General features: G+C 51.9%; 18 protein-coding genes, 2 tRNA genes and 2 rRNA genes. 12 read left to right on the forward strand and 10 right to left on the reverse strand.

Annotation, left to right across the window (positions count from 1 at the left end; translation table 11 throughout):
• Window positions 1-45: 45 nt before the first annotated feature.
• The 4 genes from ectA to G9Q38_RS12470 all read right to left on the reverse strand — a co-directional run bounded on the left by ectA (window position 46) and on the right by G9Q38_RS12470 (window position 3,804).
• Window positions 46-594, reverse strand: coding sequence for a diaminobutyrate acetyltransferase (gene ectA / locus G9Q38_RS12455; protein WP_166132404.1), 549 nt, complete (start codon window positions 592-594; stop codon window positions 46-48).
• The gene (locus G9Q38_RS12460) at window positions 594-1,139 is read right to left on the reverse strand and encodes a MarR family winged helix-turn-helix transcriptional regulator (protein WP_370523862.1); all 546 of its coding nucleotides are present in this window, start codon (window positions 1,137-1,139) and stop codon (window positions 594-596) included. Before G9Q38_RS12460 ends, ectA begins: the two co-directional genes overlap by 1 nt.
• Window positions 1,140-1,468: 329 nt before the next feature.
• Entirely contained in the window at window positions 1,469-2,926 is a 1,458-nt protein-coding gene (gene tldD, locus G9Q38_RS12465; protein WP_166131499.1) for a metalloprotease TldD, read from the reverse strand.
• A gap of 59 nt (window positions 2,927-2,985) precedes the next feature.
• A complete protein-coding gene (locus G9Q38_RS12470; protein WP_166131502.1) occupies window positions 2,986-3,804 on the reverse strand; it encodes a carbon-nitrogen hydrolase family protein in 819 nt (272 codons plus the stop codon).
• A 140-nt stretch (window positions 3,805-3,944) separates the two neighbouring features.
• On the opposite strand from G9Q38_RS12470, the gene G9Q38_RS12475 reads away from it, so the two are divergent.
• Window positions 3,945-4,313 carry an H-NS histone family protein gene (locus G9Q38_RS12475; RefSeq protein WP_166131505.1) on the forward strand — a complete coding sequence of 123 codons (369 nt, stop codon included), beginning with the start codon at window positions 3,945-3,947 and terminating at the stop codon, window positions 4,311-4,313.
• A 1-nt stretch (window position 4,314) separates the two neighbouring features.
• Here the strand turns inward: G9Q38_RS12475 and G9Q38_RS12480 are convergent, their stop codons facing one another.
• Complete coding sequence (locus tag G9Q38_RS12480) at window positions 4,315-4,947, reverse strand: DUF4136 domain-containing protein (RefSeq protein ID WP_166131508.1); 633 nt, start codon at window positions 4,945-4,947, stop codon at window positions 4,315-4,317.
• Window positions 4,948-5,018: 71 nt separating this feature from the next.
• Here G9Q38_RS12480 and pepN point away from each other — a divergent pair, with 71 nt between their 5' ends.
• Together pepN and G9Q38_RS12490 are read left to right on the forward strand one after the other, a co-directional pair.
• Window positions 5,019-7,715, forward strand: coding sequence for an aminopeptidase N (gene pepN, locus G9Q38_RS12485; protein WP_166131511.1), 2,697 nt, complete (start codon window positions 5,019-5,021; stop codon window positions 7,713-7,715).
• 43 nt (window positions 7,716-7,758) lie between these two features.
• Window positions 7,759-8,769 carry a class 1 fructose-bisphosphatase gene (locus G9Q38_RS12490; RefSeq protein ID WP_166131514.1) on the forward strand — a complete coding sequence of 337 codons (1,011 nt, stop codon included), beginning with the start codon at window positions 7,759-7,761 and terminating at the stop codon, window positions 8,767-8,769.
• A 28-nt stretch (window positions 8,770-8,797) separates the two neighbouring features.
• Here G9Q38_RS12490 and G9Q38_RS12495 read toward each other — a convergent pair whose 3' ends face one another.
• Entirely contained in the window at window positions 8,798-10,291 is a 1,494-nt protein-coding gene (locus G9Q38_RS12495) for a helicase HerA-like C-terminal domain-containing protein (RefSeq protein ID WP_166131515.1), read from the reverse strand.
• 132 nt (window positions 10,292-10,423) lie between these two features.
• Between G9Q38_RS12495 and G9Q38_RS12500 the strand changes: the two genes are divergently transcribed.
• From G9Q38_RS12500 to G9Q38_RS12540, 9 genes are read left to right on the forward strand one after another with little or no spacing between them, the layout of a single operon-like run.
• Entirely contained in the window at window positions 10,424-11,158 is a 735-nt protein-coding gene (locus G9Q38_RS12500; RefSeq protein ID WP_166131518.1) for a YebC/PmpR family DNA-binding transcriptional regulator, read from the forward strand.
• 51 nt (window positions 11,159-11,209) lie between these two features.
• On the forward strand, window positions 11,210-12,499 hold the full coding sequence (purD, locus tag G9Q38_RS12505) for a phosphoribosylamine--glycine ligase (protein WP_166131521.1): 1,290 nt from the start codon (window positions 11,210-11,212) through the stop codon (window positions 12,497-12,499).
• A gap of 25 nt (window positions 12,500-12,524) precedes the next feature.
• Window positions 12,525-13,433, forward strand: coding sequence for an oxygen-dependent coproporphyrinogen oxidase (gene hemF, locus G9Q38_RS12510; RefSeq protein WP_166131524.1), 909 nt, complete (start codon window positions 12,525-12,527; stop codon window positions 13,431-13,433).
• Window positions 13,424-14,020: a nicotinate (nicotinamide) nucleotide adenylyltransferase gene (gene nadD / locus G9Q38_RS12515; RefSeq protein WP_166131527.1), complete on the forward strand. Its 597-nt coding sequence runs from the start codon at window positions 13,424-13,426 to the stop codon at window positions 14,018-14,020. The genes hemF and nadD overlap by 10 nt, the downstream gene beginning before the upstream one ends.
• A gap of 35 nt (window positions 14,021-14,055) precedes the next feature.
• On the forward strand, window positions 14,056-14,454 hold the full coding sequence (rsfS, locus tag G9Q38_RS12520; protein ID WP_166131530.1) for a ribosome silencing factor: 399 nt from the start codon (window positions 14,056-14,058) through the stop codon (window positions 14,452-14,454).
• The gene (gene rlmH, locus G9Q38_RS12525) at window positions 14,451-14,921 is read left to right on the forward strand and encodes a 23S rRNA (pseudouridine(1915)-N(3))-methyltransferase RlmH (RefSeq protein WP_166131533.1); all 471 of its coding nucleotides are present in this window, start codon (window positions 14,451-14,453) and stop codon (window positions 14,919-14,921) included. Before rsfS ends, rlmH begins: the two co-directional genes overlap by 4 nt.
• Window positions 14,922-14,950: 29 nt before the next feature.
• Window positions 14,951-16,387, forward strand: a complete 1,437-nt coding sequence (pyk, locus tag G9Q38_RS12530) for a pyruvate kinase (protein WP_166131536.1) — start codon at window positions 14,951-14,953, stop codon at window positions 16,385-16,387.
• A gap of 1 nt (window position 16,388) precedes the next feature.
• A complete protein-coding gene (locus G9Q38_RS12535; RefSeq protein WP_166131539.1) occupies window positions 16,389-16,994 on the forward strand; it encodes a Maf family protein in 606 nt (201 codons plus the stop codon).
• 39 nt (window positions 16,995-17,033) lie between these two features.
• Complete coding sequence (locus tag G9Q38_RS12540) at window positions 17,034-18,026, forward strand: serine hydrolase (RefSeq protein WP_166131542.1); 993 nt, start codon at window positions 17,034-17,036, stop codon at window positions 18,024-18,026.
• Between the two features lie 70 nt (window positions 18,027-18,096).
• Here G9Q38_RS12540 and rrf read toward each other — a convergent pair.
• The 4 genes from rrf to G9Q38_RS12560 form a co-directional block, all read right to left on the reverse strand.
• Window positions 18,097-18,209 (reverse strand): 5S ribosomal RNA (rrf, locus tag G9Q38_RS12545).
• A gap of 195 nt (window positions 18,210-18,404) precedes the next feature.
• Window positions 18,405-21,290 (reverse strand): 23S ribosomal RNA (locus G9Q38_RS12550).
• Between the two features lie 438 nt (window positions 21,291-21,728).
• Window positions 21,729-21,804: transfer RNA gene (locus tag G9Q38_RS12555), tRNA-Ala, on the reverse strand.
• A gap of 12 nt (window positions 21,805-21,816) precedes the next feature.
• Window positions 21,817-21,893: transfer RNA gene (locus G9Q38_RS12560), tRNA-Ile, on the reverse strand.
• Window positions 21,894-21,989 lie beyond the last annotated feature (96 nt).

Genomic DNA, 21,989 nt, shown 5'->3' on the forward strand with positions numbered 1-21,989 from the left:
TAACCGGCCGGTAACCCGGCTCTTTTTACTGATCACGCGGCACAATTACTTTTCAGTAAACGGGCCAATTCGCAACAAACGCTCATCTTCATGCGCCTGCTCACCAAAATGATGCCCTTCAAACAAGGCAGTTTCATTAATTTCGGTACCTGCCTTGCGCGCCAGCGAAGCAAACATGCCACGAGACGCTGCGTTATCAGGGCCGACGGTTGTCTCTACAAACCGAATATTTTGTAAACCCGGCCGCTGCAAGATTTCTTGCAACATTGATTTGCCCAAACCCAGGCCCCGGCCACGCTCGTGTACGGCCACCTGCCAAACAAAAAGCACATCCGGCGTTTTGGGCGGGACATAGGCGGAGACAAACCCCACAACCTCATTGTCGAGCTCGGCTACGACGCAGGTATCGGTAAAGTGATGCGATAAAAGCAAGTACACATACACTGAATTGACATCAAGGGGGGGGCTTGCCGCAATAAGCGCATGAACGGCCTTGGCGTCATCCAGATTGGGCGCGCGCAATACCGGTTGTGTCTTGTTGGCCGGCTGCGCGCTGGTTCGCGACGCAACCTCTTCCTTATTGTTTGTTGTCATCATTGCTCTTCAACTTCCAGACCTGTTGCTGCCGTATCCAGGCCAGTTTCAGGTACTTCCAAAATAGGTGAAGCCAATTCACCGGCAGGCTCAGGGGGTGCAACGCCGCGTGACTCCATGAGATCGACAATACGCTCGAGAGACAAAGTAATAGTGGCTTGCTCAAGCTCGGGGAGTTCGTTCAAGGAGTCGGCCAACTTTTGCTGTAGCGGGGAAGGCGTTCCTTTTGCCAACGCTATTCCCGCTTCCGTGGCCGACACAAAAACAATACGTCGATCTTCACGCCCCCGTTCGCGACGAATCAGCCCTTTATCTTCCAGGCGATCAAGAATGCCAACCACCGTACTGGCACTCACATGCACTTCCCGGCTAATTGCCGTTGCCGTGAGCGGGCCATTTTCCGCAATGGCCCGCAAACAAAGAAGCTGAGGCGCCGTGATATTGCTAACGGCAGACAACTGGCGTGAGTGCAGCGCCACTGCACGTGTAATGCGACGTAACGCACGCAAAATGCGTATATCGTACGGCTGTACAGTTTCAGGCATATTCGTCATAGTACGAAAGACTTCACTAAAATTAATTCGTGCTGAAATCATATGAGGAATAAACATTATTGTCAACCCCGAATTAAATGAAACCCAAAAAATGCGCTCAGAATATGATTTCTTATCACCGCTTTAACGGAAGTTAAGCACATTTAAAAGAAAATAAAAAAGGGTTCACGCTTTACAATAAGCGCAAACCCTTGTAACAAAAAACAAAATCGGAGCAATAAGCGGTTTATTCAGGCAAATTATTCATTGAGGTCGAATCATTTGGGTGCGGCACAAATCATTTAATAATTAAGCAAACTAATTGAATCACCGTGTACCACTCAACCCGTTCCGCCCACGGTTAAACCATCAATTCGAATTGTGGGCATTCCAACCCCAACAGGAACACTCTGCCCTTCTTTGCCGCACGTACCCACACCTGAGTCGAGCGCCATGTCGTTGCCGACCATACCTACTTTAGTCATTGCGTCGGGCCCATTACCGATAAGCGTCGCGCCTTTCACAGGTCGCGTCACTTTTCCGTTCTCGATCAAATAAGCCTCAGACGCAGAAAAAACAAACTTACCACTGGTGATATCGACCTGCCCACCACCAAAATTCGCTGCATATAAACCTTTCTTCACTGACCTGACGATCTCTTCGGGCGGCGCGTCCCCCCCCAGCATAAAAGTGTTGGTCATGCGCGGCATAGGTAGATGCGCAAATGATTCACGCCGACCATTTCCTGTTACTGGCACCCCCATTAAACGCGCATTCATGGAATCCTGCATATATCCACGCAAAATACCATCTTCGATAAGGACATTACGCTGGGTGGGATTGCCTTCGTCGTCGATATTCAGTGAACCCCGGCGCCCTGCCAACGTGCCGTCGTCGATAACCGTGACACCTTTCGATGCCACACGCTTTCCAATGCGACCCGAGAAAATACTGGATTCTTTGCGATTGAAATCGCCTTCGAGCCCATGCCCCACCGCTTCGTGCAACAAAATGCCGGGCCAGCCCGACCCCAATACAACGGTCATTTCTCCCGCCGGCGCGGCCACCGCTTCAAGATTGGTTAACGCCTCGCCGGCAGCGCGATGTGCATAGTTTTTAAGCACGTCGTCGGTAAAGTATTCAAGCCCGGAGCGCCCACCACCACCGGCATGGCCCATTTCGCGGCGACCATTGCGCTCTGCAATCACAGTGAGGGACAGACGCACCAACGGACGAACATCGGCAACAAGACGGCCATCGCTGCCGGCCACCATAATAACGTCGTATTCCGCACCCAAACCCGCCATAACCTGAACAATAGCCGGATTAACCGCCCGCGCCATAGCTTCCACGCGTTCAAGCAAGGCCACTTTCTCGGGCGCCGGCAACGTATTTACAGGGTCGATAAAGGGATACAGACTGGTGGATGGTGTAATTAAATTACTGTCCATTTTCTGGGTGCCGCCCCCTTTGCGCCCAATGCTTTTCACCGCCTTGGCCGATGACAACAGCGCCTCGGGGGATAATGAATCGGAATACGCAAAAGCCGTCTTATCACCACTAATAGCGCGAACACCAACACCCTGGCTGATGGAAAAACTGCCGGTTTTTACAATGCCCTCTTCAAGACTCCAGCCCTCACTTCGTGTGTACTGGAAATACAAGTCGGCGTAATCGACCTGGCGTGAAAAAATCTCGGCCAGCGCTCGCGACATATGGTCTTCGTTAAGCTCCCATGGGTCGAGCAGCAACGATTTGGCTGTTGCCAGTGCCTCAATACCCGGATCCGCTACTTTCATAAATTCAGCCAATTAATATGCATTAATAAATAAATCTTCCAATATGGGAAAACACATCATCATAGTACCCGATGCTGAAGTGCGGGCAAGGCGGTTCGAACTTCAGACAAACGCGTCTGGTTAATAGCGCCCGACACCACACCAGGTCCTTCCGGCAAGCACGCCAGCACCTCACCCCAGGGATCAACCAACATGGAATGACCCCAGGTTCGGCGACCGTTCTCGTGTTTGCCGCCTTGAGCGGCACCCAGCACATAACACTGATTCTCAACCGCGCGAGCACGCAGCAGCATTTCCCAATGTGCCGACCCCGTAGTGTAAGTGAAAGCCGCCGGCACCAGAATCAAGTTCACGTTACCCAGCGCACGATACAACTCGGGAAAGCGCAAATCGTAGCAGATCGACAAACCCACCTTGCCACAGGGTGCATCGAACGATTGCGGTGCATTTTCGCCCGGCCTGATTGAAACGGATTCGTCGTAGGCTTCAGTGCCTTTTTTGAACCCAAACAAATGAATTTTGTCATAACGAGCCACGCGACGCCCTTGCGGGTCAAACACCAGTGTTGTGTTATAGATGCGGCTGGATTCCCCTGTTACAAGAGGTACGGTACCACCGACAATCCAAACACCGTGCCGCTGGGCCTGATCGGCCAAAAATTGCTGGATTGGGCCATTGTCGAGTTGCTCGCCAATATCAACTTTGTCATGATCATTTCTGCCCATTAGACAAAAATACTCGGGTAAAACAAGTAATTGCGCCCCCTTTTCCACCGCTTCGGAAATAAGTTCAGCCGCCTGCTGAATATTGTTTTTTACACTGGTTGTTGAAACTGTTTGCAGTGCCGCAACCTGAAAATCCTGCGTAAGTTCACCCATAAAACACCTTGCTCAATATTTTGTATCGGTTTTCATATTAATAAATAAATATTCTTTTTATTTATTAATAAACAAATAATAAGTTAAAATTTTCCACGTTTTTATAGTGAATAAATAATTATTACCACAAGGCAAAATTAATGACTCGTGAATCTTATGCTTCGCTACAACAGAAAATAGAAAAAGAAATTCAGAAACTGAAAAAACAGGCGGAAGCGCTAAAGGCAAAACAACGCACTCCCGTCATTAAAGATATCGTGCGGAAAATGCGTGAATACGACATCACGCCCGACGACATTACGAAAGCTTTCTCAAAAATAAAAGAAACCGGTAAACGCGCGCCCCATGTCAGCAATGGTAAATCACGCGGCGTCGTGCCGCCAAAATATCGCCACCCCGAAACCGGCGCCACCTGGACAGGGCGAGGCAAAGCACCCCGCTGGATTTCGAACGCCGAATCACAAGGCCATTCGCGCGAAACCTTTTTAATTAAACCAAACAATCAATAAACTAATCGATGGTGTAGCTTATATCGCGCACACTGCCATTATTCGCCGGAAAGCCATCGAATATCGCATTGGTTAAATAAGGCATAACGGCCGGCAGGTTATCACTTTCAGTTATTACCACTGCAGTTGATCTATATACCTCTGCGCCGTCGAGCTCATTATCTTTAATAATGACCGTCAGGCTGTTTTTAAATGTCGTCACCGGCGTATTAATAACCGGTGGCGAATAAAACATGCCGCCGCCAAAGCCATAAGGCCCTCCGTAATAACCTGCCCACGGCCCAAAGAACGGGCCCGGAAAATAGGGTTCGGCAAATTGCTGCACCCAACTCTGGCTCATTGGATTATCGTAGCTGAACGACACGACAAAACGGGCTTCAGAGGGGTTGCCTGCCTCTACCAACCCAGTGCGGCCAATCGAAGCTCGAATCATGTCTGCGAAAGACTGATACTCAAGATTACTGTCCTGGCCGGCCATCGGCACGACTGTATATTTTTGACCTGGCGCATCCCCCGGCCATTTTTCGTAGGTTGTTACACGTGCGGAAATTGACGAGGCACATCCCGCCAACATCAATAATGCCAGTAGCCCAGCAAAAAACCGACCTAACATCGGCCAACGATTTACGCCCATTTGCTTCTCCAAAACACCGCACACAACAAACATTACAATAAACCGATTACTACAATACAGCGATTAAATTTATGCGTACAGATACTGCCCCCACCATTTATCGACACGACTACCAGCCCTACGCTTATCGCGTTAAATCCACCCAACTATGTTTCGAACTGGACGAAAACGCAACTACAGTCGTTTCAACACTTGATATTGAACGCACCGGAACCTCACCCGTTCCTCTCATTCTCAATGGGGAACACCTGGAGCTCATCAATATTGAAGTGAATGGATCGCCCCTGTCGGAAAATGACTACCAATTAGACACTGAGACGCTAACGCTGTTCCCTGAAAGCACGTCATTCTCGCTGCAAATTACAAACCGTTGCAAACCAATAGACAACTCCAGCTTGATGGGCCTTTATGTTTCAGGAAAAAGTCTTTTTACACAGTGCGAAGCCGAAGGTTTTCGTCGTATCACGTGGTTTCCTGATCGTCCCGATGTCATGTCGCGTTTTACGGTCACGCTGCGCGCCGACGCCAAACGCTATCCCATGCTTTTGTCCAACGGCAATCTTATTTCGCAAACGGACCTGGCCAACGGGCGCCACGAAGCGGTGTGGGAAGACCCACACCGCAAACCATGCTACTTGTTTGCACTGGTTGCAGGCGATTTTGATTGCCGTGAGACGCACATTAAGACGGCCGAAGGTCGTGAAGCGCTACTGCAGGTCTACTGCGATAGAGGCGATTTAGGTAAAACCGAGTGGGCATTGCAATGCCTTGCGCGCTCAGTAAGGTGGGACGAACAACGATTTGGTCTGCCACTCGATCTTGATCGCTTTATGATTGTGGCCGCACGCGACTTCAATATGGGTGCAATGGAGAATAAAGGCCTTAACGTGTTTAATTCGGCTTACGTGCTGGCCGACCCCGATACCGCTACCGACGCAAGTTACGAAGCCATTGAAAGTGTTATTGGGCATGAATATTTCCACAACTGGACGGGTAACCGCGTTACATGCCGCGATTGGTTCCAACTCTCTCTGAAAGAAGGTTTAACCGTATTTCGTGATCAGGAGTTTTCAGCCGATATGATGGCGGCATCCCTTCCCGAAAAAGAGGCGGTCAGCGCGCGCGCGGTAAAACGCATCGACGACGTTGTGGCCCTTCGAACGGCTCAGTTCCCTGAAGATGCCGGTCCTATGGCACACCCCATTCGGCCCGAAAGCTACCAGGAAATTGGTAATTTCTACACCGCCACGGTGTATGAAAAAGGAGCGGAAGTCATTCGCATGCAACATACTCTGTTGGGGGAAGAAGGTTTTCAGGCCGGCATGCAAACGTATTTTCGCCGTCATGACGGGCAGGCGGTTACCTGCGACGACTTCGTCGACGCCATGGACACTGTGTATCGCGCACGCAATCCGGGTAAAGACATGTCAGTTTTCCGACGCTGGTATTCACAGGCGGGCACGCCACGCGTTAACGTGAGCATTAACCACGACACCGCAAACCAGTCGTGCAGCATTACATTATCGCAACGCTGCGAGCCTGTTGGCGTAGAAAAACGCCAGAACCCACCGGTTGAAAAACCACCGTTACATATTCCGTTTGCGCTTGGTCTGCTCAGCCCCGACGGCAGACCTATTCCACTGCAAAACGGTTCAAACACAACCGATACCCTTGTTTTAGACCTCACGGAACACACTCAAAGCTGGACGTTTAAAAACGTACCGGGCCAACCCGTTCCCTCTTTACTGCGACACTTCTCCGCACCGGTTATTGTGGAATACGATTACCGGAATGACGAGTTGGCTTTATTGGCACGCTTTGATACCGACCCTTTCGCGCGATGGGAGGCCGGCCAGGAACTGGCAACGCGCTATCTGCTTGCGCAAGTTTCTGAGAACATAGCCGATAACGCACCTGAACTGGCGTTACTGGTTGAAACATGGCAAACACTGGCAAGCGATGACACACTGAGTGCGGCCTACCTTGCACGAGCCCTTGCGTTGCCATCGGAACGCATCTTGCTTGAAAAATGCAAACCAGCCGACCCTCAAGCGATTATCACTGCACGCAACGCCTTACGGGCGGAACTGGGTGTTGCATTGCATGACATTTGGCAAAGCCACTACCAAAATCTCAGTGATACGCTCGACAAATCACGCTATGCCCCCGATCCGGTCCAGGCTGGGCAACGGGCGTTACGAAACTGCGCGCTCAGTTACCTGGTAACAGGCCAGCCGCAGAAATATCTTGATCTGGCCGTACAGCAGTACGAAGGAGCAACAAACATGACTGAGCGCATGGGTAGTTTAAGTACCATTGTGCACCAAGACTCGGTCCAAACAATCCAAAAAGCGCTTGCGTCTTTTTATGCGCGTTATGAAAACAACCCCCTGGTGATTGATCGCTGGTTTGCGCTACAAGCCACGGCCGCCTCTACCGATGTCGACACGGTGCGGTCGCTAATGTCGCACCCCGCATTCACAATGCGCAACCCGAACCGTGCCCGCGCATTATTGTTTCAATTTTGTCTGAACAATCTAAAAGGCGTGCACAGCCAAGCGGGGTATGCATTTTGGGCCGAACAGGTGCTGGCACTCGATGCAATTAATCCCGAGATTGCCGCACGCCTGGCCCGTGCATTTGATAACTGGCGCAGATTTGCACCAGCGTATCGAGACGGTATTGAAACCGCGCTTAAGCAAATTCAAGCCCATCCAACACTTTCTCGCAATGTGTCAGAAATTATTAATAAAGCGCTGGAACTTTAATTTCCTATTTTCCAATTGCCCCAAAAGGCAGGAGCCCTAAAAGATGAAACGTAAAACGCTTACTCAGTACCTGGTCGAACAACAACGCATGGAACAAGCTGTCTCGGCCGAAGTGCGCTTATTAATTGAAACGGTTGCCCGGGCTTGCAAAGCCATTGCCCACGCAGTCGGTAAAGGCGCTTTGGGCGGGGTATTGGGAAGTCTTGACAGTGAAAATGTACAGGGTGAAGTACAAAAGAAACTCGATGTTCTGTCAAATGAAATATTGCTGGAAGCGAATGAATGGGGCGGCCATCTGGCAGCCATGGCGTCCGAAGAAATGGAAACTTTGCACCGCATTCCTAACCGCTACCCCAAAGGCGAATATCTTTTACTCTTTGATCCGCTGGATGGTTCTTCCAATATCGACGTAAACGTTTCTATTGGGACAATTTTCTCGGTCTTGCAGGCTCCTGCCGACGCCGCCGGCCGCGACATAGAGGAAAGCGACTTTCTTCAGCCCGGCAATAAACAAGTTGCGGCGGGCTACGCCGTTTACGGGCCGCAAAGCATGCTGGTTCTAACCGTCGGAACGGGCGTCGTGGGCTTCACGCTGGATCGGGAAATGGGAACATGGGTGCTTACCCATGAAAACATGACTATTCCGGAAGAAACGTCGGAGTTCGCCATTAACATGTCGAATATGCGGCATTGGGAAGAACCAGTAAAACTGTACATTAACGATTGCCTGGCAGGCAGCACCGGACCGCTGGCCAAAGACTACAACATGCGTTGGATTGCCTCAATGGTCGCCGATGTCCACCGTATCATGACACGGGGTGGTATTTTCATGTACCCGCGCGATGCCCGCCCTTCGGGTCGCAAAGGCAAGTTGCGCTTAATGTACGAAGCCAACCCAATGAGTTTCCTGGTGGAGCAGGCGGGTGGCGCTGCCACCGACGGCGATACACGTATTCTTGACATTACCCCCGAAGGGCTGCACCAGCGCGTAGGCGTCATCCTTGGGTCCAAAAATGAAGTCGAACGTGTGGGTCGTTATCACCTAGAAGACTGAACCAAACTCAGTACCCGGCAACGCTCGTTCAACGCCCGCCTGTTAATGAACCCAATACACCCCTTAACAGGCGAGTAGCGGCGCGCCGGGCCATACTTTTGGCGACCGATTGCACTACGCCGTCACGGCGTCCGCCCCGAGGCCCGGTACTACCAAACAGAAAATCGCTTACAGCACCCATCACCCCACCCTCATCAGACGATGCCGTTTCAATACCGTGTTTAGCCCCCTGCCCTGGCTCCGCCTCAGCCCGCTGAGCCAGACGCTCATAAGCAGACTCTCGGTCGACGACACGTTCATACTTGCCACCTACCAGAGACGCATTACGAATTTCCTGTCGTTCCTGTGCGGTTGCCGGGCCAATCCGGCTACCCGGCGCCACCATCCAGGCTCTTTCCGTGATTGTCGGGCGCCCTTTTTCGTCGAGCAGCGAAACAAGCGCCTCCCCCACACCCAGCTCGGTAATAGCCGCCTCAATGTCCAGGTTAGGATTGACTCGCATGGTTTGAGCGGCGGCACGCACCGCCTTTTGATCTCTTGGCGTGTACGCACGCAGGGCGTGTTGCACACGATGCCCCAACTGCCCTAATACCGTGGCGGGAATATCCAAAGGATTTTGCGTCACAAAATACACACCAACAGCTTTCGAACGAATTAGCCGCGCCACTTGCTCGATCTTCTCTACCAGCGCTTTGGGTGCATCGTTAAACAACAAATGCGCCTCATCGAAAAAGAAAACGAATTTGGGTTGCTCCAGGTCGCCGACCTCAGGTAATGCTTCATAGATTTCCGCCAACAGCCACAACAGAAAAACCCCATATAATCGCGGCGACTGCATTAAACGATCAGCCGCCAATACATTCACCATGCCCTGCCCTTGGGCATTAGTGCGGATCAAATCGTGAATATCCAGCATCGGCTCTCCGAAAAACTGCTCGGCGCCTTGCGACTCCAGACGCAGCAAACTGCGTTGAATGGCACCTATTGATGCAGAAGACACATTGCCATATTGGGTACGAAGCGTTTTGGCCCGGTCGGCAACGTCTTGCAACATAGCGCGCAAGTCTTTCAAGTCAAGTAGCAGATGTCCTTCATCGTCGGCCACACGAAACACAAGATTCAGCACCCCTTCCTGCGTATCATTCAGCTCCAGCATTCGCGCCAGCAACAACGGCCCCATATCGGACACCGTCGCGCGAACAGGGTGTCCGCTCTCGCCGAATACATCCCAGAATGTCACAGGGCACCCAGACCAGGCCGGTGTGGGCAGACCCAGCTTATCCAATCGGGCTTGCAACTTTTCGCTGGGTTGGGCCGCCTGGGAAATACCGCTTAAATCGCCTTTGATATCGGCCACAAAAACAGGCGTACCGGCTTGCGAAAACGCCTGCGCCAATACCTGCAACGACACCGTTTTTCCGGTGCCGGTCGCTCCTGTGATACAACCATGTCTGTTAGCCATTTGGGGCAATAGCCGCAATTCAGTTGTGTTGTTTTTCGCAATAAGAAAGGGGGTGGCCATAAAAGCTCCTGGAAGCAGCACAATCAAGCAACTTACACAATATTAAAACGTTGCGCAGGTTTAATCTCGGCGTACCTGTCGGCACGCGTTAAAATTACAACCTTTACTTTATATAGAAAACAGATCACGCATATGGCCGGACACAGTAAATGGGCAAATATTCAGCACCGGAAAGGTCGTCAAGACGCCAAACGGGGCAAAATCTGGACCAAAATCATTCGTGAAATCACCGTTGCCGCAAGAATGGGCGGTGCCGACCCGGACAGCAACCCGCGTCTACGTCTTGCATGGGATAAGGCCACAGCCGCCAACATGCCTAAAGACAATATCCAGCGCGCCATCACCCGAGGCGCAGGAGGGGGGGATGACTCCAACTACGAAGAAATTCGTTATGAGGGCTATGGGGTAAACGGTGCCGCCGTCATTGTCGACTGCATGACCGATAACCGCATGCGTACCGTTGCAGAAGTGCGCCATGCTCTATCAAAGCATGGTGGTAATTTGGGCCAGGACGGCTCCGTTACCTTCATGTTCAAACATTGCGGACAGTTCCTGTTTGCTCCCGGCACTTCTGAAGAAAAAGTCATGGAAATCGGACTGGAAGCGGGCGCGGAAGACATCGAAACCGATGCCGACGGCATGATCGAAGTCATTTGCGAACCGGGCGATTACGCGGCTGTAAAGAACGCGTTTCACGATGCCGGTCTTGAGCCTGAATGGCAGGAAATTATTATGAAGCCACTGAACGAAGTTGAACTAACCGGCGACGATGCTGAAAAAATGCAGAAAATGATCGACGTCCTGGAAAGCCTGGATGACGTTCAGCAGGTTTACACCACTGCCGTGTTCAACGAAACAAGCGCTTGATGCAACAGGCTGTTCCCCCTATTACCGCTTACTCACTTTCGACTCCTTCTTATGAAACTTCTTGTTATTGGTAGCGGTGGCCGCGAACACGCGATCGCCTGGCGCTTGTCAAAATCACCTCGTGTACAACGAGTTTTCGTCGCTCCCGGAAACGGCGGCACCGCCACGACCGAGCTTCTTGAAAACCTTCCCTACACCAACGTTGACTCGCTTATTGAGTTTGCCCGCGAAGAGAATATTGCCTACACGGTGGTGGGCCCGGAAGCGCCGCTCGCCAACGGAATTGTCGACGCTTTTCGAAAAGCCGGGCTGAAAATTTTTGGCCCAACCCGCCAGGCGGCTCAGCTTGAAAGCTCGAAAGACTATGCCAAAGCATTCATGATCAGGCACAACATTCCCACTGCAGCCTATCAAACCTTCACCGATCCCGAGGCCGCAAAGGCGTATATCAAAGCTCAAAGGGCGCCTATTGTTGTCAAGGCAGACGGCTTGGCCGCAGGAAAAGGTGTGGTGGTCGCTACAAGCGAAAATGAAGCGCTGGATGCCGTCGAGCAAATGCTGGGCGATGGCACATTTGGCGCTGCCGGCGCCCGCGTTGTTATCGAAGAATGCCTGGAAGGCGAAGAAGCCAGCTTTATCGTGATGTGCGACGACCAGCAAGTACTGGCTATGGCAACCAGCCAGGATCACAAACGCCTGAAAGACCATGACAAAGGACCAAACACCGGAGGTATGGGAGCCTACTCCCCCGCTCCCATCATTACCCCCGCTTTGCATAATCGGATCATGCGGGAAGTTATCCAGCCCACACTGCAAGGCATGGCCAAAGACGGCATACCCTACTCGGGCTTCCTTTATGCCGGGCTCATGATTGGCCCGGGAGCCGACAATGATCGCACCATTAAGGTACTGGAATTTAATTGCCGCATGGGTGACCCGGAAACCCAACCTATCATGATGAGGGTAAAAAGTGATCTGGCCAGTGTATTCGAGCATGCGGTTAACGGCACGCTGGAGCAAGCTGAACTGGAATGGGACCGGCGTACGGCACTGGGCGTGGTCATGGCGGCACACAACTACCCCGCAACGCCGCGCACAGGTGACGTCATTACCGACATACCCGAAAACACCGACGAATGTGTTGTGTTTCATGCAGGCACAAAACTGGAAGAGGGTGTGCTGAAAACCGGGGGTGGGCGCGTGTTGTGCGTTACGGCTTTAGGTGAATCCGTTAAGCGTGCGCAAGATGCCGCCTACCAGGCTGTGCGGCAAACCCATTTCGATGGCTGCCAGTATCGCACTGATATCGGATGGCGCGCCGTGCCAACCGATACTCAGTAAGCGCCACACGTTACCAGGACCCAACATGGCTGTACCTATTTCCTCCGCTTACGATTATTTTCTCGACCTGCAATCGCGTATTGTGAAGCGCCTTGAAGACACCGGCGGCGATACTTTCCAAACCGACCATTGGAAACGTGAAGAAGGCGGCGGCGGCATCTCTCGACTGGTTGAAAACGGCAAGCTACTGGAACGCGCAGGGGTTTTGTTCAGTCATGTGCAAGGTAAAACCTTGCCCCCGTCAGCCAGCGCTCATCGCCCCGAGCTGGCTGGGCGTGCCTGGGAAGCCATGGGTGTTTCATTGGTATTGCACCCTCGCAATCCCTATATCCCCACTACCCATATGAACGTACGCGTATTCGTGGCACGCGCACCCGATAATAGCGAAGAAGATGACGTTTTCTGGTTTGGTGGCGGACTCGACCTCACGCCCTACTACCCTTTTGAAGAAGACGCCAGGCATTTTCATCAGGTCTGCGCGAAGGCGCTGGCGCCTTTCGGCCCCGACAAATATCCAGCCTACAAAACCTGGTGCGACCAATATTTTTATCTAAAGCATCGAAACGAAACTCGAGGGATTGGCGGTATTTTCTTCGACGATCTAAGCGAAAATGGATTCGAAAACAGTTTTGCCCTGGTTCAATCTGTAGGAAACTGCTTTCTCGATGCTTATATGCCCATTGTCGAAAAACGACGACACATTGCGTACGGCGGACAAGAACGCGATTTTCAAGCCTATCGACGCGGGCGTTACGTTGAATTTAACCTGGTATTCGACCGCGGCACCCTATTTGGTTTACAGTCAGGGGGAAGGACCGAATCTATTTTGCTATCGATGCCCCCGTTGGCGACATGGCGATACAACTGGTCTCCCGAGCCCGGCACTCCGGAAGCGAAACTGGCAGAATTTTTAATACCACGCGAATGGATTTAAAAAAAATAGGACTTCTCGGCGGTAGCTTTGACCCTGTACACCGCGCTCACATTGCACTGGCCGAAACAGCCAGAAAGCATCTTGAGCTCGACGAAGTACAACTGATTCCCGCTGCCGACCCCTGGCAACGCCCAGCCTTAAAAGCAAGCCGCCGACACCGCTTGAAAATGCTGGATCTGGCCATTGCGTCGTATCCGTTTCTAAACTTAAATACGGTTGAGGTCGATCGCGGCGGCAAAACCTACACTATCGATACATTGGAAGGCTTGCCCAAAACCGCCCAATATTTTTGGATCCTGGGAACCGACCAATTACAGAACTTTTGTACCTGGCATCGATGGGAAGATATTCTCGCGTACGTCCATTTGGTTGTCGCCAATCGCCCAGGAACAGAACCTGTTCCTCCCGAGCCGCTAATCAAGATGCTTGAAACGTTAAAAAAACCGCTTATATCGCTTCCTTTTGAACCTATGCCTATTGCCGCAACCGAAATTCGTGATCTGCTCGCGGACGGACAATCGGTTAACGACATGCTTGACCAGAACGTTCTCGACTACATCCGGGAACATCACCTTTACCAAGCCTAACCGCACTCGTGCGCGGGCAACCTGACCCCTTTTACATGAACATTCAGAAATTGCAACGCCTTGTCATTGACGCCCTTGAAGACGTCAAGGCCCAAGACATTCAAGTCTTCAACACCACAGAAATCACCACGATGTTTGATCGCGTGGTACTGGCAACCGGTACCTCAAACCGCCAAACTCGCGCCTTGGCTGCCAGCGTGGCCGACGCGGCTCGTGAGCACAAAATTCCCATTGTTGCCTATGAGGGGCAGGATACCGGAGAATGGGTTCTGCTCGACATAGGGGATATTGTCGTTCATTGCATGCAGCCGGAAATTCGACGCTACTACAACCTGGAAGAAATTTGGGGTGGCAAACCTGTGCGGGTAAAACTCTTGCCACAATCCACACCAGCCGGCACCCCGGTGTACGATGATGAGTTGCCTGACACATGAAGCTTTGGGTAATTGCGGTAGGTACACGCATGCCACAATGGGTTACCGACGCTTGGCATGACTACGCAAAGCGACTTCCTCCCGACTGCAGTTTAGAACTAAAAGAAATTAAACCCGAGTCGCGCACGAGCGGAAAATCTCCGGCACAACTAATGCAAGCCGAAGCCGACCGTATTCACGCCGCTCTTCCAGCTAACGCACTATCTATTGCGCTGGATGAAAACGGGCGCGACATCACCACCGCCAAACTTGCTGTTGAACTCGAGAAATGGCGCGGCAGCGGCCGTGATGTCGCTTTTCTTATTGGCGGACCCGACGGCCTGAACCCGAACTTGAAACAACGTTGTGATAGTCTTATGCGGCTCTCTTCTTTAACGTTGCCACACCCGATGGTCAGGGTGGTGTTGGCCGAGCAACTGTATCGCGCCTGGGCCATCAACACCAACCACCCGTATCACCGGGCCTGATTTACATCAGTCATTATGGGGTTGTCTTCATGCAAAAACGCCGCACGAAAATTGTCGCCACCCTGGGGCCGGCAAGCTCAAGCCCGGAAATCATTGAAAAACTGATTCTGGCGGGCATGGACGTAGCCCGGCTGAATTTTTCCCACGGCACCGTCAACGACCATCGTGAACGGGCGCAAACCGTTCGGGCCCTTGCGGCCCAACATAAAAGATGTGTCGCAATCATGGGTGACCTTCAAGGCCCCAAAATTCGTATTGCGCGCTTCAGCAACGGGCAGATTGAACTGGTTGCCGGCCAGCCGTTTACCTTATCGAACAAACATCCGCTCGAGGACGGCAATGAAAAAATTGTCGGTATCGACTACCCCACACTGATTCACGATTGCAAACCTGGTGACGAACTTCTGCTGGACGACGGCCGCGTTGTCCTTGAAGTGAATCAAGTGGACGACCACGCCGTACACACTACGGTAACTCAAGGCGGGCCACTGTCCAACAATAAAGGCATTAATCGCCGGGGCGGCGGAATCTCGGCGCCCAGCCTCACCGAGAAGGACAAAGCCGATATCCAAACTATTGCCGAACTTGAGCTTGATTATGTCGCCGTATCGTTTCCACGCCAGGGCAGCGATATTGAAGAGGCGCGGCATTTACTGGAGGCGGCAGGCAGTAAGGCCTGGATTATCGCGAAAATTGAACGCGCGGAAGCGGTGATCGATGACAACGCACTCGATGAGCTGATCATGGCCAGCGACGGTGTTATGGTGGCCCGTGGCGACCTGGGGGTTGAAGTAGGCGATGCCCGTCTTGCGGGCATACAGAAGCGAATTATCCTGCACGCCCGCACTTACAACAAACTTGTTATTACCGCCACGCAAATGATGGAGTCAATGGTAAGCAGCCCATTACCCACGCGTGCGGAGGTATCCGATGTGGCCAATGCCGTACTCGACTACACCGATGCTGTCATGCTATCGGCGGAATCAGCCTCGGGACGCTATCCGGTTGAAGCCGTGAAAGCCATGGCACGTGTATGCCTGGGTGCTGAACAAGAGCCGGGCACAACGAAATCCCAACATCGGCTTGGTGAGACGTTTACTCGTTGTGATGAAACCATTGCATTGTCAGCCATGTATGCGGCTAACCATTTTCACGGAATTAAAGCCATTGTGAGTCTTACCGAAAGTGGTCATACTCCGTTGATCATGTCTCGAATTCGGTCCGGCGTACCGATTTATTGCTACACATCGCATCCCGCTACAGAACGTCGCGTTGCCCTGTTCAGGGGCGTGTACGCTCTACCTTTCGACACGCGCAGCATGGATCGCGAACAAGTCAGCGCGTCTGCTGTTGAAGCGCTGGTTGAAAGCGGACAGTTGAATAAAGGTGAATGGGCCATTATCACCCGCGGCGACACGAATCAAGACGGCGGAACCAACACACTACGCATTGTATGCGCCGAATAGTATGACTGAACGTGAAATTTATCTTGCCTCCGCCAGTCCCAGGAGACATAAAATACTCAATCAAATGGGTATCCAGCATCGTGTTCTCATTGTCCCGCCACCGCCGGGCGAAGACGAGCCGCGTCTTCCAGGAGAATCCCCAAAGCAGTATGTCATGCGTACGGCATCAGAAAAATCAGATCGCGCCCTAGCCTGGATAAAACATCAATCTTTACCTGTTTTACCCGTTCTAACGGCAGACACCACGGTTGCGCTGGAGGACATTATTCTGGGTAAACCGAGCACATACGAAGAAGCCAAATGCATGCTCACACAACTTTCCGGCCATACCCATCAGGTTTATACCGCCGTCACGCTGGCGTTCAACGAACAACGCATCGAAATTCTGAGTACTACTGCCGTGAGGTTTGCCCATCTTGATCGGCAAGATATAGAAACATACTGCAAAACCAACGAACCATGGGGCAAAGCTGGTGCATATGGCATACAGGGTAAAGCGTCGTGGTTCATAGAACATATCAACGGCAGCTACAGTGGTGTTGTCGGTTTACCCATTTACGAAACCGGACAACTCCTGAAAAAAATGAACGAATCACAAGCCGTTTAAGCATATACGCAGCACTTAACCTTTCCAGAGGAGACCTTTATGAAACGCAGAAGCGCATTAAAAATTCTGGCGGGCAGCCTGTCAGCCCCAGTTGTTCTTCACGCCACGACGGCCAAAGCACATACAACAAGCGATCCCAAAAACAATGACGAATTTCGCCGGGCCCTGGAAAGTTTTACACAAATTAACCCTGGACAGTCAGCGGTTAGCGTCACCGTCCATGACTCCGACAGCACCTACAGGTTCGACCATCTGGGTACCAAGCCGCTATTCGTGGGGAGCGCGGTTAAAACATATATTTTGGGACAGTATCTGCTAGATGTGGAAACTGGAAAACTCGACGAAAATGAGCGGCTTCAAGTTGGCCCGGCAGTCTGGTCGCCCGGCGGCGATGTACTGGTCGACGTGCAGGGCACCATCCCCGCGCGTAACGTGCTCGAAATGATGATCGCCCACAGCGACAATACGTCGACCGATATGGCCATTAAGCAAGTTGGCCCGGCACGGGTACGGGAACTAATAAAAAAGCTAGGATTGCATCACACCCAAATACCCGACTCCACCCGTGTTTTATTTTCGTATCTGAATGGCGCCCCTTCTGGCAAAGATATGGGGTGGGAAGGCATGCAAGCCATGGAGAAAGGCGAGTCATTCGGCCCCATTCGCGATCCTATTAATCCCGATCAAACCATGATGAGCACCGCGGAGGAAATGCGCGCGTGGTACGACTATGTTCTTTCCGGCAAGCTGTTTAAAGATGAAAGCACCTTGAAAGAGTTCAAACGTATATCGGCCATGGCCAATGCCATTCCCTCCTTAATGCCCGACGGCATTATGGGTTATGGCAAGGGGGGAAGTATTGTCTGGAACGATTTCAACTGCTTTACTATCGCAGGCCAAATGGTTATTCCCGGAACACGTACTGTCAACTTCTGCTTCATTACCAATTGGTCTGGCGCCGAGTCCACTATTACACCCACGTTTGCGCAATTCGTAAAATACAGCTCGGAAATGATTCATGCTCTAGCTTAATTACCGTTTTTTCGTCCTAACAAAGTAAAACGCCCCAACATGTTTGATGTTGGGGCGTTTTGGTATAAGAGCCTGACGATGACCTACTTTCACAGATGTACATCCACTATCATCGGCGCAAAGGCGTTTCACGGTCCTGTTCGGGATGGGAAGGCGTGGGACCACCTTGCTATGGTCGTCAAGCGTAAAGGGTTGCGCTTCAAGGGTTTTGGCCTTGAAGCGCCAATGAGGTCAGAAGCAACCGTGCTTTGTATGCTGTTGCGGGTTTGATTATTTGGTTGTGTGCGTTGCGTTGGTTTTGACCATTGATTTTTGACTTTATGTCATTTAGCGGCATGCTTAACACCTAAACCTTGTATGCATAACCTGCATGGTTATAGGATCAAGCCGCACGGGCAATTAGTACTGGTTAGCTAAACACATTACTGCGCTTACACACCCAGCCTATCAACGTCCTGGTCTCGAACGACCCTTCAGGGGGGTCAAGCCCCCGGGATACCTTATCTTCAGACGAGTTTCCCGCTTAGATGCCTTCAGCGGTTATCTCTTCCGTACTTAGCTACTCGGCAATGCCATTGGCATGACAACCGATACACCAGCGGTACGTCCACTCCGGTCCTCTCGTACTAGGAGCAGGCTCCGTCAAGTATCCAACGCCCACGGCAGATAGGGACCAAACTGTCTCACGACGTTTTAAACCCAGCTCACGTACCTCTTTAAATGGCGAACAGCCATACCCTTGGGACCGGCTACAGCCCCAGGATGAGATGAGCCGACATCGAGGTGCCAAACACCGCCGTCGATATGAACTCTTGGGCGGTATCAGCCTGTTATCCCCAGAGTACCTTTTATCCGTTGAGCGATGGCCCTTCCATTCAGAACCACCGGATCACTATGTCCTGCTTTCGCACCTGTTCGACGTGTCAGTCTCACAGTCAAGCACGCTTATGCCATTGCACTATCAGCACGATTTCCGACCGTGCCTAGCGTACCTTCGAACTCCTCCGTTACGCTTTGGGAGGAGACCGCCCCAGTCAAACTGCCCACCATGCACTGTCCCCAACCCGGATAACGGGCCAAGGTTAGAACCGCAAACAGACCAGGGTGGTATTTCAAGGTCGGCTCCAAGCAGTCTAGCGACCACTCTTCTGCGCCTCCCACCTATCCTACACAAGCCGGTTCACAGTTCAATGCAAAGCTACAGTAAAGGTTCATGGGGTCTTTCCGTCTAGCCGCGGGTAGATTGCATCATCACAAACACTTCAACTTCGCTGAGTCTCAGGAGGAGACAGTGTGGCCATCGTTACGCCATTCGTGCAGGTCGGAACTTACCCGACAAGGAATTTCGCTACCTTAGGACCGTTATAGTTACGGCCGCCGTTTACCGGGGCTTCGATCAAGAGCTTGCACCCCATCACTTAACCTTCCGGCACCGGGCAGGCGTCACACCCTATACGTCCACTTTCGTGTTAGCAGAGTGCTGTGTTTTTAATAAACAGTCGCAGCCACCGATTCTCTGCGACCCCGTCATGCTCAGCGCGCAGGCGCTTCACACTACCAGGGTATACCTTCTCCCGAAGTTACGGTATCAATTTGCCGAGTTCCTTCTCCTGAGTTCTCTCAAGCGCCTTGGAATATTCATCCCGTCCACCTGTGTCGGTTTGCGGTACGGTCTCGTACAGCTAGAGCTTAGAGGCTTTTCTTGGGACCACTTCCAATCAGTTTAAGACCGTAGTCTTATCCAGCCACACCCTTGAATTTCGCGCCCGGATTTGCCTAAAGCGCCTTCTATAGTGCAGCAACGGGGACTTCCAACACCCCGATGACCTTTCGCAATCCGTCCCCCCATCGCACTGTACGACGGTGCTGGAATATTAACCAGCTTCCCATCAGCTACGCATCTCTGCCTCGCCTTAGGGGCCGACTCACCCTGCGCCGATGAACGTTGCGCAGGAAACCTTGGACTTACGGCGAGGGGGCTTTTCACCCCCTTTATCGCTACTCATGTCAGCATTCGCACTTCTGATACCTCCAGCAGCCTTTACAAGCCACCTTCACAGGCTTACAGAACGCTCTCCTACCGCGTATATCTTACGATACACACCCGCAGCTTCGGTAACTGGCTTAGCCCCGTTACATCTTCCGCGCAGGACGACTCGATCAGTGAGCTATTACGCTTTCTTTAAAGGATGGCTGCTTCTAAGCCAACCTCCTGACTGTCTTCGCCTTCCCACTTCGTTTCCCACTTAGCCAATTTTGGGGACCTTAGCTGGCGGTCTGGGTTGTTTCCCTCTTGAGTCCGGACGTTAGCACCCGGTGCTCTGTCTCCCGCGCTCATACTTGCTGGTATTCGGAGTTTGCCATGGTTTGGTAAATCGCCATGACCCCCTAGCCATAACAGTGCTCTACCCCCAGCAGCAATACGCGAGGCACTACCTAAATAGTTTTCGGAGAGAACCAGCTATTTCCAGGCTTGTTTAGCCTTTCACCCCTATCCACAGTTCATCCCCTAATTTTTCAACATTAGTGGGTTCGGTCCTCCAGCACGTGTTACCGTGCCTTCAACCTGACCATGGATAGATCGCCTGGTTTCGGGTCTACACCCAGCGACTCAAACGCCCTGTTCGGACTCGCTTTCGCTACGCCTTCCCTATTCGGTTAAGCTTGCCACTGAATGTAAGTCGCTGACCCATTATACAAAAGGTACGCAGTCACCCCATAAAGAGGCTCCTACTGTTTGTATGCACACGGTTTCAGGATCTATTTCACTCCCCTTCCGGGGTTCTTTTCGCCTTTCCCTCACGGTACTGGTTCACTATCGGTCGATTACGAGTATTTAGCCTTGGAGGATGGTCCCCCCATCTTCAGACAGGATTTCACGTGTCCCGCCCTACTTGTCTGACGCCTAGTTCCACACCGCACATTTCGCCTACGGGACTATCACCCGCTACGGTCGCCCTTTCCAGAGCGTTCGGCTATATGCAATGCTAAATCGTCAAGGCTGCTCCGGGCTCGCTCGCCGCTACTGCCGGAATCTCGGTTGATTTCTTTTCCTCGAGCTACTTAGATGTTTCAGTTCACTCGGTTCGCTTCTCTGCACCTATGTATTCAGTGCAGGATACTGCTCGCGCAGTGGGTTTCCCCATTCGGACATCAGCGGATCAAAGCTCGTTTGCCAGCTCCCCGCCGCTTTTCGCAGGCTACCACGTCCTTCTTCGCCTGTAATCGCCAAGGCATCCACCATGTGCACTTAGTCACTTGATCCTATAACCACAAAGGCTATAGGTTCCTAACTTGAGTTTACGTGTTCATGCCGTTCATCACTTCCAAAAGACTGAATCAATCAAACCACATCATCCCTAAGAATAACGTCGCCCAATCAACTCCGCTCTTGAGTCAGAACTTATTTGCAATGCAATCACAACCCGTATCTATAATCAGTCTGCCTGTCCCTGGCGAATATATGTAAAACATACACCCCAGAACACGCAGCCCACTTACAGCTACTTGTCATTGTTGCTTCTTCCTCATTGTTAAAGAACAAATACTACGGGTACTACTTATACTACCTAGCCATATCGCTATGACCAGTGCACAACATCCTGATGAATTAAGCTAAATCTCCTTAACTTCACCCAAGACCCTGTTCACTGAACACAACCACTACCTTCACAACCACTACCTGCACAACCACAGCTTCGTTGGTGGAGGATGACGGGATCGAACCGACGACCCCCTGCTTGCAAAGCAGGTGCTCTCCCAGCTGAGCTAATCCCCCCCGTAAAGCACGTGGTGGGTCAAGTTGGAATCGAACCAACGACCCCCGCCTTATCAAGACGGTGCTCTAACCGACTGAGCTACTGACCCAAGCCCTTGTATCTGCCCTAACTCTAAAACAACCGATAAGCGTGAACACTCAAACTACCACCAAATAACAGCCCACCAAGACCAAACCCCAAGCAC

This window comes from Pusillimonas sp. DMV24BSW_D (assembly GCF_011388195.1).
In the GTDB taxonomy this organism is placed as follows: domain Bacteria; phylum Pseudomonadota; class Gammaproteobacteria; order Burkholderiales; family Burkholderiaceae_B; genus Neopusillimonas; species Neopusillimonas aestuarii.

Bases quoted from the DNA above. Each gene is read 5' to 3' on its own strand.
- hemF (WP_166131524.1), top strand. From the start codon at position 12,525: ATGGCTGTACCTATTTCCTCCGCTTACGATTATTTTCTCGACCTGCAA.
- pepN (WP_166131511.1), top strand. From the start codon at position 5,019: ATGCGTACAGATACTGCCCCCACCATTTATCGACACGACTACCAGCCC.
- pyk (WP_166131536.1), top strand. From the start codon at position 14,951: ATGCAAAAACGCCGCACGAAAATTGTCGCCACCCTGGGGCCGGCAAGC.
- G9Q38_RS12470 (WP_166131502.1), bottom strand. From the start codon at position 3,804: ATGGGTGAACTTACGCAGGATTTTCAGGTTGCGGCACTGCAAACAGTT.
- G9Q38_RS12475 (WP_166131505.1), top strand. From the start codon at position 3,945: ATGACTCGTGAATCTTATGCTTCGCTACAACAGAAAATAGAAAAAGAA.
- tldD (WP_166131499.1), bottom strand. From the start codon at position 2,926: ATGAAAGTAGCGGATCCGGGTATTGAGGCACTGGCAACAGCCAAATCG.
- rsfS (WP_166131530.1), top strand. From the start codon at position 14,056: ATGAACATTCAGAAATTGCAACGCCTTGTCATTGACGCCCTTGAAGAC.
- purD (WP_166131521.1), top strand. From the start codon at position 11,210: ATGAAACTTCTTGTTATTGGTAGCGGTGGCCGCGAACACGCGATCGCC.
- G9Q38_RS12500 (WP_166131518.1), top strand. From the start codon at position 10,424: ATGGCCGGACACAGTAAATGGGCAAATATTCAGCACCGGAAAGGTCGT.
- G9Q38_RS12495 (WP_166131515.1), bottom strand. From the start codon at position 10,291: ATGGCCACCCCCTTTCTTATTGCGAAAAACAACACAACTGAATTGCGG.
- G9Q38_RS12540 (WP_166131542.1), top strand. From the start codon at position 17,034: ATGAAACGCAGAAGCGCATTAAAAATTCTGGCGGGCAGCCTGTCAGCC.
- G9Q38_RS12460 (WP_370523862.1), bottom strand. From the start codon at position 1,139: ATGCCTGAAACTGTACAGCCGTACGATATACGCATTTTGCGTGCGTTA.
- ectA (WP_166132404.1), bottom strand. From the start codon at position 594: ATGACAACAAACAATAAGGAAGAGGTTGCGTCGCGAACCAGCGCGCAG.
- G9Q38_RS12490 (WP_166131514.1), top strand. From the start codon at position 7,759: ATGAAACGTAAAACGCTTACTCAGTACCTGGTCGAACAACAACGCATG.
- G9Q38_RS12480 (WP_166131508.1), bottom strand. From the start codon at position 4,947: ATGGGCGTAAATCGTTGGCCGATGTTAGGTCGGTTTTTTGCTGGGCTA.
- rlmH (WP_166131533.1), top strand. From the start codon at position 14,451: ATGAAGCTTTGGGTAATTGCGGTAGGTACACGCATGCCACAATGGGTT.
- G9Q38_RS12535 (WP_166131539.1), top strand. From the start codon at position 16,389: ATGACTGAACGTGAAATTTATCTTGCCTCCGCCAGTCCCAGGAGACAT.
- nadD (WP_166131527.1), top strand. From the start codon at position 13,424: ATGGATTTAAAAAAAATAGGACTTCTCGGCGGTAGCTTTGACCCTGTA.